Annotated in this window: 7 protein-coding genes; 2 read left to right on the top strand and 5 right to left on the bottom strand. The window is 66.7% G+C overall.

Annotated features, from left to right (window positions below; all coding sequences use genetic code 11):
- From ACE3UY_RS04395 to ACE3UY_RS04380, 4 genes are all read right to left on the bottom strand, one after another.
- Positions 1-1153 (bottom strand): hypothetical protein (locus ACE3UY_RS04395; RefSeq protein WP_374686339.1); only part of this gene is annotated, 1153 nt, incomplete at its 3' end.
- Positions 1153-2352, bottom strand: a complete 1200-nt coding sequence (locus ACE3UY_RS04390; protein ID WP_374686338.1) for a DUF5667 domain-containing protein — start codon at positions 2350-2352, stop codon at positions 1153-1155. The genes ACE3UY_RS04395 and ACE3UY_RS04390, both read right to left, overlap by 1 nt.
- On the bottom strand, positions 2349-2891 hold the full coding sequence (locus ACE3UY_RS04385) for a sigma-70 family RNA polymerase sigma factor (protein WP_374686337.1): 543 nt from the start codon (positions 2889-2891) through the stop codon (positions 2349-2351). Before ACE3UY_RS04385 ends, ACE3UY_RS04390 begins: the two co-directional genes overlap by 4 nt.
- A gap of 162 nt (positions 2892-3053) precedes the next feature.
- Positions 3054-4082 (bottom strand): hypothetical protein, encoded by a 1029-nt coding sequence (locus tag ACE3UY_RS04380; RefSeq protein WP_374686336.1) that lies wholly within the window; start codon positions 4080-4082, stop codon positions 3054-3056.
- Between the two features lie 240 nt (positions 4083-4322).
- On the opposite strand from ACE3UY_RS04380, the gene ACE3UY_RS04375 reads away from it, so the two are divergent.
- Entirely contained in the window at positions 4323-6650 is a 2328-nt protein-coding gene (locus ACE3UY_RS04375) for a hypothetical protein (protein WP_374686335.1), read from the top strand.
- Between the two features lie 330 nt (positions 6651-6980).
- Here ACE3UY_RS04375 and ACE3UY_RS04370 read toward each other — a convergent pair whose 3' ends face one another.
- A complete protein-coding gene (locus tag ACE3UY_RS04370) occupies positions 6981-7577 on the bottom strand; it encodes a CpXC domain-containing protein (protein WP_374686334.1) in 597 nt (198 codons plus the stop codon).
- A gap of 223 nt (positions 7578-7800) precedes the next feature.
- Here ACE3UY_RS04370 and ACE3UY_RS04365 point away from each other — a divergent pair.
- On the top strand, positions 7801-12756 hold a 4956-nt coding region (locus ACE3UY_RS04365; protein ID WP_374686333.1), incomplete at its 3' end, for an alpha-amylase family glycosyl hydrolase.

Below are 12756 nucleotides of genomic sequence, written 5' to 3'. Positions count from 1 at the left end.
GGGCGATCAGGCCGGCCAGAGCCAGCGCCGCGGCGGCCAGCACAACCGTTCGCGCCATCGGGCGCGCGCGCCGCGGCGATTCATCGGCCCAGCGGCGCAATAGCGGCGCGGCGCTGAAGGCCAGGAAGATCAGGGCGAAGAGCGGGAAGTACTCCACAAAACGGCGCGACTTGAAGAACATGAAGCCGAAGACGGCCACCAGCCCCAGCCCCACCAGCGATGCCCGGTCGATGCGCTCCTCGCGCCAGCCGAGGGCCAGCGCCCCCAACAGCACGGCGGCCAAGGCCGGCCCCGAGTTCGTCACCACCGTCCACGTCTGGTAGGGCGACCACTCGTTGCCGACGGGCACAACCGACTCGCCCACCTTGGGCAGCAAGTGGCCGGCAATGAAGGCGATGTCCTGCGGGAAGTAAGGGTTGATCACCAACCCCAAAGCGATGCCGGCCGCCGGGAAGAGCAGCGCCGGCCAGGCTACCCGCCGCTCCAACATGAACACGGCCACGACGTAGACGCCGGCCACCACCAGCAACAGCGGGAAAGCATTGTAGAACCAGACGTAGAGGAAGCCCAGCGGGGCCAGCCACTTGTGCCGGCCCGTCAGCAGCCAGTGCAGCGCCAGCGCCAGAAAGATGATCGAGCCGGATTGGGCGCGGGCCATGCTCATGCGGTAGAGGAACGCCTCGGACACGGCGAACAGGCCCAGCGCCCAGACGGCGGCGTAAGGCACTTCCTGACCGCGCAACAGCCACCACACGGCCAGCACGCCCAGGGCGGGCAGGACGATGGTCGCCAGCTTGGCCCCCAGCGTCAGCGCCGCGCCGCCATCGACGGCCGGATCGACCGGCGCGAAGAGGGCCAGGAAAAGGTGAAAGAGCAGGTGATGGTCGTAGTAAGCGTTCGCGTTCAGGATGGTGCGGGGCAGCACGTCAAAGACCGGCTTCAGTCCCTCCTCGCGCATGAGGTAGCCCATTTTGATGTGGTAGTAGCCGTCGTTGCCCACAATGCCCGGCGTGGCGAACTGGACGACGGCAAACAGAGCCGCCGCTGCCAGAAAGACGGCCGCACCGGTGGCGATCAGCCGCGCATTGATCCCAGACCTGACAGGTCTCAGAAGACCTGTCAGGTCCAGCGGACGGACTCCCTTCTCAGCCATCAGTCATCCCCCTGGTTGTCATTTTGATTGCCGTTGCCGTTGTCGTCGTGGTTGTCGTTTCCGTTATCGTCGTTGTCGTTGCTATTGCCGTTGTCGTCGTTGTTGTTCCCATTGCCGTTGTCGTCGTTGTCGTTGCCATTGTCGTCATCGTGCGGCGTGGCCGTTGGTGGCGGCGGGGGCGGCGTCGGATCGTTTGGTTCCGGCGTGGCCGTGGCCGGCGGCGGCGGCTCGTTGTCGTTCTCGTTGTCGTCGTTATCGTTATCGTCGTCACCAGGCGTGGCCGGCGGCGGGGGCGGCGCGGTCGGCTCCTGGGCGGCCGGCGTCGCCGTCGGCGGAGGGGGTAGCGTACTCGTGGCCGTCGCACTGATGGTCGGGATAGCCGACGTCGGCGCGGCGGTCGTCATGGCGGCTGGCGTCGCGCTGGCAGACGGCGTGGCCGTGGCCGGCAAAGCGGTCGCGGTCGGCGAGGGGTTGGGCGTGCTGGGCGGTGTAGGTTCCAGTACCGGAGTCGGCGGCGGGGCGCTGACCACCGTCACGCGCATGGCAAGCACCGCGCCGGCGGCCGTCTGTCCGGAGACCTCCACCCACGCGCCAACCACCGGCGAACCGTCTACCACCGCAGCCGCCGTGACATCCACCGGCAGTCCGGCCACCGTCCAACGCGCGGCGTCCATCGTCTCGATGGTCCCGGCCAGCGCCACGTCGGCCACCACGCCGCGGGCCAGCAGTTGTTCGATCTCGGCGATGCGTTCCTGGCGGAAGCGCTCGCGCAACTCAGCGGCTCGCTCCGGGTCGCGGGCCAGCGCCAGCCGCGCTCCCTCGACGAACTGCTTGACCTCGTAGAGGGCGCTACCCGGCGCGGCCGAACCGGACGCGCCTGCCAGCGCCGCCCCGCCCAGGAAGACGACCAGCAGGACAGCCAGCGCCGGGGCCAACAGTCGGGCCAGCCAACGGACCCCGGCGGCGCGGCGCGGCGCGGCGGTCTGCCCGGCGGCCGCGGCCAGGAAAGCGGCCCGGGAGCGCCGCTCGGCCGTCACCGCCGGCTGCGTGCTCAGCGTCGCCAGGCGGGCGGCGGTCAGCAGCAGCGGGCGCAATTCGGCGGCCTGCGCGGGGTAGCGGGCAACGATCTCCTCAACACCCACGCCCTGCTCCAGCAAGTCCAGCGCCTCGATGAGGATGCTCTCCGGCAACTCGTTCATCGCCTCGCCTCCTGCCCGGTCAGCCGCCGGGCCAGCGCGCCGATGGCCCGCGCCTGTAGCATCTTGACCGACCCCTCGCTCTTGTTGACCGTCTCGGCCACGTCCTTGATGGGCAGGCCATAGCCGAAGCGCAGGGCCAGTACGTGCTGCTGCTCCGGCGTCAGCTCGGCCAGCGCCGCGCGCAACTGCTCGCCCCCCAGCCGGTCTTCCAGCTGTTGTTCGGGGCCGCGCTCCCGGCCGGCAATGGATTCGTCCAACTCAGTCCAGTTCATCTGCTTTTGCTTGCGATAATGCTCTTTCAATACGTTCTGCGCCGCGCCGAAGAGCCAGCCGCGAATCGTGTTGGGCGGCGCGCTCCGGTCGCGGATGGCGGCCAGGAAGCGGGTAAAAACCTCGCTGGTCAGGTCCTCAGCCGTCTGTGGGTCGGAAACCCGGAACGACAGGTAGCGGTACACGGGCTGATAATACTGGTCGTGAATGTGACCGAGCGCGTCCTGGTCGAGGGCGCGCGCCCGGCGCAGCAATGTCTGTTCATCCATCACAGGGCGATGATACTCGATTTCGGTCAACGCTCCAGCGGCGGCGGGCCAGTATCCGGCATCCATATTATCGCTACCCATTGTTAACGGTACGTCTCTCGCCGATGTAGATACTGGCCGTTCGCCGCCGCGGCGGCTGAGGTGCTCAGCGACGGGGGCTAGTTAGTCGTCGCCGTGGTCATCATCGTCGCCGCCGCCATGATCGTCATCGCCATTATCGTTGCCGTGGTCATCGTCGTTGTCATTGCCGTGGTCGTCGTTGTCGTTGGCGTTGTCGTCGTGGTCGTCATTGTCATTCACGTTGTCATCGTGATTGTCGTTGGCGTTGTCATCGCTGTCGTCATCGTTGTCGTTGACGTTGTCGTCAGTGTCGTCGCCGTTGTCATTCACGTTGTCGTCATTGTCATTGGCGTTGTCATCGCTGTCGTCATCGTTGTCGTTGGCGTTATCGTCGCTGTCGTCGCCGTTGTCATTCACGTTGTCGTCATCGTTGTCATTGGCATTGTCGTCGCTATCGTCATCGTTGTCGTTGGCATTGTCGTCGTTGTCGTTCACATTGTCGTCGCCATTGTCATTGGCGTTGTCGTCGTTGTCATTGCCGTTGTCGTCGCCATTGTCGTTGCCGTTGTCATCGCCGTTGTCGTTGGCGTTGTCATCGTCACCTTCGGGAGTGAATTGGCTGGCGGCGACCACCTCCGCGCCCAGGCGCAGTTCGATGGCCGAGGTAGCCGTGACGACGGGGACGGTTTGGCCGTCAGCACTCTTGGCCCGGAACTCGCCCCGGCCGTTGGCGCCGACGACGATGCTGCCGGCGAGCGCGCCATCAACGTACACGTCCACCGTCTGCCCGGCCAGCGCGCTCAGGCCGCTGATCTCCACCTCGATCTCGCTCTGGCCGTCGCTGTTAACGTCGTACTCGGCGCGGCCGGCGGCGGTGGGGTGCGCGGCGCTGCCCGCCAGCGGGGCGTCCAGTTCTACGCGGGGAGTAGACGTGGGCAGGGGCGTTCCGGTCGGAACGGGCGTCGGGGTCGCCGCCTGCGTGAGGCGCGCCAGCCCACCGGCCACCCGCGCCGGGGACAGTCCAACCGCCCGACTGCTCTCGGCCTCGGTCAACTCGCGGGCCATCACCGTGGCGGCGGCGGCCAGCAAGCTCAGTAGCAAAATCGTGATCAGTACAACTCGCTTGTTCATTCGTTTCTCTCCTATACCGGGGTGGTGAACACACTGTTCTCGTCTATACAGTGCCGCGCCGGTCGAAAAAGTAACGGGCATCGCCCGTTCGGAGTCCGCATCTGAGGATGCGGACTCTGATCACCCCCGCACCCCCAGCCACTTGCCACCTCCCGCTCCCCCGCTATAATGCCCCCGAGCCCTACGTCGTCCCCACCGCCGCCCCGCTCATCCTGTCAACCACAGTAGAGGAGGTACAGCATGAGAGTACGCATCCTGGTGATCGCCGGCAGCATTGCCCTGGCTGTTGGCCTGCTGGTGGCAACGCTGGCCTTGGCCCAAGGCCCGCGCCCCACCGCCCAACCGGACGGGCCGACCGAAGCGGAGCGCGAGGCGGCCGCCGCCGCCGCGCTGGAAGCCGATCCCGGTCCCGAACCCGCCGTTCCACCCTTGATGGCCCCGTGGCAAGTCATCACCGCCCCACTGTTCGCCGGCGTCAGCGACCCCGCCATCGGCGCCTACCTGATCGATCCCGTCAGCGGCGACGCCCTGCCGCTTTTCGACCGCTTCGAAGTCTGGGGCGCGGCCTATGACGGCGACAACGGCCGCGTCTTCTTCAACCGCGGCCCCATCCTCTACAGCTGGCCGCTCGACGGCTCGCCCACCCGGCTGGGAACCATCGAGAGCGTCACGACAGAGGAGAGCCTGTCCATGTACGGGCTGGCCTACGGGGACGGCGTGCTCTACGGCGCGCGCGGCATCAGCAGCGCCGGCCACCCCGAGGGCATCTACGCCATTGACCCGGCCACGCGCCAGGCGACACTGGCCATTGACTTCGCCCCCAACCCGGCCAGCACCGACGTGGGCGGGCTGGCCGCCGACCCGGCTACCGGCGCGCTCTACGGCGCTAACGACGCCCCCGGCGCGCTGCAAGGGCTGGTGCGGATCGAGCCATCGGGCCAATTCACCGTCATTGCCCCTTACCCGGAGGGAGAGGACGACATTGACGGGCTGGCTATCGGCGACGGCCAGGCCTATTTGGTCACCGACGAGCCTGGCTCCATCTACGTCTTCGACTTCGCGACGCTGGCCTACACCACGCCCCTCACAACGCCCTGGACGACGAGCGAACTCTTTGCCGGAGCGGACTGGATCGCGTCGAGCATCAGCCTGACTAAGACGGTGGGCGTGGAGCCGGGCGTGTGCGCCGCGACGGACGCTATCGAGGTCGAGATGGGCAGCGAGGTCACCTACTGCTACACCGCGACCAACACCGGCCCCATCCCGCTGGCCCTCCACGACCTGGAGGACTCGGCCTTCGGCGCGCTGCGCGACGGCCTCGCCTTTGAACTGGCCCCCGGGGCCAGCACGTCCGTCATGCACACGGCCACGCTGACGACCACCACGGTCAACACCGCCACCTGGACGGCCTACAATGCCGGCCCGTCGACCATCGCCACGGCCAGCGCCACGGCGACCGTGACCGTACCCGCCGCGCCGTCCATCACCCTGACCAAGACGGTCGGCCGCGACCCGGCCGCCTGCGCCGCGGGGAGCACGCTGGCCATCGACCCGGACGAGGCAGTGACCTACTGCTACCGGGTGACCAACACCGGCAACGTCAGCCTCGCCCTCCACGACCTGGAAGACTCGGCCCTCGGCTCCCTGCTCGACGGCCGCGCACTCGACCTCGCGCCAGGGGCCAGCGCGACTATCACCGAGACGGCCACCATCACCCAAACGACGGTCAACACCGCCACCTGGACGGCCTACAACGCCGGCCCGACAGACGTGGTCACAGCCACGGCCACGGCCAGCGTCACCACCGAGCGCACGCCGGCCATCCTGCTCAGTAAGACGGTGGGGCTGGTCGCCGGTGAGTGCGCCGCGACCACTGAGTTGACGCTGGACGCGCCGGGTGAAGTGACCTACTGCTACCGCGTGACCAACACCGGCAACGTGACGCTGAACTGGCACGACCTGACCGACTCGGCGCTCGGCTCGCTGCGCGATGGGCTGGCGCTGGCTCTCGCGCCGGGCGACAGCGCCACCATCCTTGAGACGGCGGCGATCAGCGAGACGACCACCAACATTGCCACCTGGACGGCCTACAACGCCGGCCCGGCCGATTCCGTCTCGGCCACCGCGGAGGCGACGGTGACGGTGCTACCGCCCCCAACCGAGCCGGAGATCGACGTAACTCCGGCGGCAATGGAGGTGGAGGCAGGCCCGAACAGCCAGGTGGAGCGCACGCTGACCATCAGCAACAGCGGCGACGGCGAACTGACGTGGTCGATCCAACTCGCGCCGGAGAGTTGCGACGCGCCGGGGGTGTTGCTGTGGGTGGCGGTCGGGCCGCCATCGGGCACAACCGCGCCTGGTGGATTGAGCGACGTGACCGTGACGTTCGACGCGGCCGGGATGGCCCCGGACACCTATACCGGCGTTCTCTGCGTCGCCAGCAACGACGCCGACGAGCCGCTGGTGGCCGTACCGCTGACGCTAACCGTCCTGCCCGAGCCGCCGCCGACGCGGAAGGTCTTCTTGCCGATTGTGCCCGGGTCGCCGCGCAACCCTAAAACGCCTTAGCCCCGTTCGTAGTCAGACGATTTTGAAACTTAACAAATGAATGCGGATATCGCAACGAACGCTCTGGGCGAGGCGTAGGGGCGGGACAATCGGCGCGACGCATCTCGTCCGGTCACCGGAACGTGGATCGCCGATTGTCTCGCCCCTTCTGTCGAGCCGCGTCCGCCCAGAGGGCGAGACAACGCGGCATCTACAGGGTTCTGCAAAACGAGACCGTTCGGCCGCGTTGTCCCGCCCCTACGCCGCGCGCTATGGTATCCGTATCCATTTGTTAAGTCTCAATATCGCCGTTCTTCGCACCGGTGCGAAGAACAGCGATAAATCGCCTGACTACAAACCTCGCAACGCCGCCGCCACCCGCGCCTTCAATTCCGGCCGCTCCTCCAGCGCCCGTCGTAGGTCTTCGGCCGTGTTCAGGCGCACCCCCTCGGCGGCCAGCGCGGCCACGGCGCCGGCCAGCGCCTCGCGGACGGCCGGCGGAACTTCATCTTCCGCGCCGGCCGGGCCGGCCGCGGCGGCCAGCGCGGCGGCCGTGGCCGGGTCTTCGCCCAGCAGCAACGGCAGCGCCTCGCGGGCCGCGCCGGCCAGCCCGCGCGCCAGCCACTCCTCCCGCCACGTCGCGCCCAGATGGTCGTGCAACATGCCCACCAGCGCCGCGGCCTGCTCTTCGTCCCGCTCGCGCTCGTCGCCGCGCGCCGGGGAGAAGAGCAGCGCCGGCTCCGCCCCCGGCCGGTAGACCAGCAGGGGCGCGTTGATCGTCGCCGTGTGGCCGCAGGCGGGGCAGCGCAGGTCATGGAGCGTGCCCGCGCGCAGCAGAATTAGCAGGTCGGGGCGCTCGTCGGTGTCTACGATGACCCAGACGTCGGCGGTGAATGGCGCGCCGCAGTGGCGGCAAGGCAAGGTGGCAGGTTCGGCGTGAGAGTGCATGGGTTGAGTATACCGTGGCGCGGGTTTCCTAACCCGTGGCCGCTGCACGGGATAAGAATCCCGCGCTACACTGGACTTTACACTCATCTTGACACGCAAAATAACCTAAGTATAATTCTAGGCGCGAAGGCAGGGACGGCGTGAATCACTCACGTTGTCCCTGTTTATTTACTACTTGGCCGGCTTGTCGATTGTCTTGATCGCTTGACATCAGGAGGCATAGATGAATTCCCACTCCCCCGTTCGCGCCCTGTTCCAACGGCTCCTCTGGCCGGCGCTGCTGGCGCTGGCGCTCGTGCTGGCGCTCGGTCCGGCCGCCTCGATCGAGGCGGCTACCTTCCGCAACCACATCGCCCGCGTGCCCGACACGCCCAGCAACACCCAGACCGCGCGCGTCTGGATCAACAGCGACACCGCCCTTGGCGAAACGGCCGGCGTCGAGACGCTGATCAACGGCGTCTATACCAAGCATCTGGGCGTGTTCCAGGATGGCGGCTGGGGCGTTTATCCTGGGGCCAACTGGCGCGTAGACCTGCCGGCCCAGCCCGCTGGTACGTTCGTCCAGTACCAGCTCTTCACCCGCAATCAGAGCGGCAGCGACTACGGCTTCACCGGCTTCAACTGGAGCTACACCGTCAACGGCGGCGACGTCCAGTGGAACGACCTGGTTCACAACACCTTCGATAGCTGGTCCCGCTTCCCCTCCGGCGCGGTGGCGGCTGGGACGGAAGTGACGCTACGCATCAACTCCGCACCCGGTGACGTGGACAGCGTCGCCCTGCGCGTCTACACCTATGATCCGGCGACGGGCAACACCTCCGGCCCGGTTGATTACGCCATGAGCTACCAGCAGATTCAGTGGTACAGCCCCCCCGTCGTCGGCCAATGGAGCCACACCCTGGTTACGCCGGCCACGCCGGCCATCCTCTACTACCACTTCGTCATCACCGACGCGGGGGACGTGGACTACTACGGCGACGACCATGGCGGCCCCCACGACAACCTGAACCAGGGCGGCGCCGGCGCGGCCAGCGACAACCAGGCGGCCGAGGGCTTCCAGCTCACCGTCTACGCCAACGGCTTCCAGACGCCGGATTGGCTGAAGGACGCCGTCGTCTACCAGATCTTCCCCGACCGCTTCCGCAACGGCGACCCGAACAACGACTACTGCCGCAGCGGGGGCACGACCGGCTGCCCCCTCTTCTACGGCGACCAGGACATCCTGCTGCGCGAACCGTGGAACAGCCTCATCGGCGATCCGCGCCAGCCCGGCCCCTACGAAAACGAGTACGGCACCCAGTTCTACGGCGGCGACCTGCAAGGCCTCATTGACAAGCTCGACTACCTCAAGGCCGCCGGCTTCGACACCATCTACACCACGCCCATCTTCGACGGCAGCTCGAATCATCGCTACGACACCGACGACTACATGGCCATTGACCCGGCCCTGGGCACGCTGGCCGACTTCAACGAACTGATCACCGAGTTGGAAGCGCGCGACATGCACCTCATCGTGGACGGCGTCTTCAACCACACCTCGTCCGACAGCGTCTACTTCGACCGCTACCACCGCTACGCCGGCAACGACGGCGCGTGTGAGTCGCTGGCCGCGCCCACCCGCGACTGGTTCGAGTTCCTCAACAACGACGTACCCTGCGGCGACGGCGACTACACCGGCTGGTTCGGCTATAGCAGCCTGGCCGTCTTGCAGGACGGCGAAGACGAGGTGCGCGACTATATCTACCGCGCCGCCAACAGCGTCACGGAGACGTGGTACGACCGCGGCGTCCACGGCTGGCGCTTCGACGTGGCCGACGAGATTAGCCACAACTGGTGGCGCGACTTCCGCCCCTACGCCAAGGCCGACGCCCCCAACGGCCCGCTGGTCGGCGAAGTCTGGCCCGACGCCAGCGCCTTCCTGCTGGGCGACCAGCTCGACTCGGTGATGAACTACCGCTTCCGCAAGAACGTGCTGGGCTTCGTGCGCCAGGCGGGCTTCGAGGACAACGACAACAACGGCAACAACGAGATCATCAGTCTGACCCCCAGCCAGTTCGACCGGGCGCTGAAGTCGGTGCGCGAGGACTACCCGCCCGAAGCCACGGCGGCCATGCTCAACCTGCTCGATAGCCACGACACCAACCGCCTGCGCTACCTGGTGGACATCCTGGGCGAGAGCGACGCCGAAACGCTGCAACGGCAGAAGTTGGCCGCCCTGTTCCAGTACACCTACATGGGCGCGCCGATGGTCTACTACGGCGACGAAGTGGCCCTCGACTCCCCCTCGCTGGCTAACCACGTGACCAACGGCCCGGAGGACGACCCCTACAACCGCGCGCCGTATCCGTGGGCGGACGAGGCCGGCGACGACACCCTCTACGGCCCGGCCGACGCCGACATGCTGGCCTACTACACGCGGCTGGGCGAGTTGCGGCGGCAGTACCCCTTCCTCAGTGACGGCGACTTCTATACGATGCTGACCGGCGACACGACCTCGTGGACGTCGGACGACGACACCACCTACGTCTTCGCCCGCACCGGCAGCGGCGAGACGGTCTTCGTTGCTCTGAACCCCGGCAATAGCGCCAACACAGTCAACTTGTCCAGCGGCCTCATTGACTATGGGTCGGTATGGGAAGACATGCTGACCGGCAACATCTACAACGCTCCCTATGGCAACATCTCCCTGACCCTGCCGCCGCGGTCGGGCGTCTTCCTGGCGCTGGCGGTCACGTCGCTCACGGTTGAGAAGACGGCCGTCGGCGACACGACCGGCCTGAGCGACTGGCAGTTCAGCGTCAACGGCGACGGCGGCTACACCACGCCCGCCGGCGGTGGTGAGTTCACAATCACCAACATCATCACCGGCACGACGACCGTGGCCGAGACGGCGGTCAGCGGCTGGACGGCGGCCGTCAATTGCGACAACGGCGCCATGGGCACGGACTCGACTACCTTCAACCTCGACACCGGCGAGGACGTGGTCTGCACCTTCACCAACACCCAGGACGCGCCGCCCACGGGCGATCTGACCATCACCAAGGTCGTCGTCGGCACGCCGCCGGGGGCCGACTGGGCCTTCAGCGGCGGCCTCGGCCCGTTTAACCTGCCCGCCTCGGGCGGCGGCGCGACCTATAGCGACCAGGCCACGGGCGAGTACACCATCAACGAGACCTACGTCCCCGGCTGGGCGACGTCGTCCAGTTGCACCCCCGGCAGCGAATTGGGCGGGCGCAACGTGACGCTGACGCTGGACGCCGACGAAGCGGCCGAGTGCGTCTTCACCAACACCCTCTGTCAGCCTGGCTACTACGATGACATGGCTGCCTGTGTCCCGACCGACCCCGGCTACTACACTGACGTGCCCGGCGCTGTGGCCCCCATCGCCTGCATCCCCGGCTACTACCAGCCCAACAGCGCCCAGACCTCCTGCCTGAGCGCCGACGCCGGCTACTACGTGGACGCCCCGGCGGCGACGGAGCAGACGGCCTGCCCGGCCGGCACGACCTCGCCGCCCGCTTCCGACAGCATTGACGACTGTGTGTCCACAACGGCCGACCTGACCATCGTCAAGTCCACCGACCCGGCCGGCGGGACGGGCTTCCCGTTCACCCTCGACCCCGGGGCGTTCACTTTTCTGACAACATGGGGTAGCTTTGGCAACGTTCGCGGCCAATTCTATTACCCCTCTGGCGTGGCTGTGGATGCGGCGGGCAACGTCTATGTCGCCGACCATTTCAATTTTCGCATCCAGAAGTTCACCAGTGCCGGCAGCTTTTTACTGGCCTGGGGTTGGGATGTGAAGGTCGGCGGCGTCACGGGATTCGAGACCTGCGGCCCGCTCGACACATGTAAGGCAGGCACCGCGGGCGCCGGCAATGGTCAATTCAACGGCCCCTTCGGTATTACGGTGGACGCAGCGGGCAACCTCTACGTCGCCGATCAGTACAACAGCCGTATCCAGAAGTTCACTACTGCCGGCGTCTATGTGACCAAATGGGGTGGCCTCGGCAACGGCCAGGGCCAGTTCAACAACCCCTACGACGTGACGGTGGACGCGGCGGGTAACGTCTTCGTCGCCGACTCCTCTAACCATCGCATCCAGAAGTTCACCAGTGCCGGCAGCTTTCTGCTGGCCTGGGGTTGGGATGTGAAGGTTGGCGGCGTGACGGGATTCGAGACCTGCGGCCCGCTCGACACATGTAAGGCAGGCACCGCGGGCGCCAACAATGGTCAGTTGAACACGCCAGCCGGTTTGACGGTGGACGGGGTGGGCAACGTCTATGTCGCTGATACCCAAAACCACCGGATTCAGAAGTTTGACAGCAATAGTATCTTTCTCGGCCAGTGGGGTAGCCTGGGCAGTGGCAACGGTCAGTTCAACCGCCCGTTCCAGACGGTAGTGGATAATGCCGGCAACGTTTACGTCATTGACCATTACAATCACCGCATGCAGAAGTTCAATAGCGACGGAGACTATCTGGGCCAGTCAGGCAGCCAAGGCAACGGCAGCGGCCAATTTGGGTACCCCACCGACATGGTTGTGGATACGCTGGGCAACTTCTACGTTGCCGACCAGGGCAACCACCGGATTCAGAAATTCGGCCAGACCAGCGTGGTGCTAAATGATGGCCAGAGCCACCCCTTCACCGACCTCTTACCGGGGACGTACCTGGTCAGCGAACTGGTGCCCGCCGGCTGGACGTTGGACGACATCGACTGCGGCGCGGCGACGGCGACCCGCGACGCCAACACAGTCAGCGTGACACTGGCCGCCGGCGACGACGTGACCTGCACCTTCAGCAATCGCTACACACCTCCGGACACCACCGCGCCGGCGGTGACTATCAACCAGGCGTCCGGCCAGGCCGACCCGACCGGCGCCAGCCCGATCAACTTCACCGTCGTCTTCAGTGAGGCCGTCACCGGCTTTACCGACGCCGACGTGACCCTAAGCGGCACGGCCGGGGCGATCACGGCCGTTGTGACCGGCAGCGGCACGACCTACAACGTCGCCGTCAGCGGCATGACCGGCAGCGGCACGGTGATCGCCACTGTGCCCGCCAACGTGGCCGAGGACGCGGCCGGCAACGACAATGAGGACTCGACCTCAACCGATAACGAAGTTACCTACAACGCGCCGGACACGACCGCGCCGACCGTCACCATCAACCAGGCC

Source organism: Promineifilum sp. (SeqCode) (genome assembly GCF_041918635.1).
GTDB lineage: Bacteria > Chloroflexota > Anaerolineae > Promineifilales > Promineifilaceae > Promineifilum.
The sequence above is the reverse complement of the archived record's forward strand: the minus strand, read 5'-3'. Positions and strand labels throughout refer to the sequence as shown.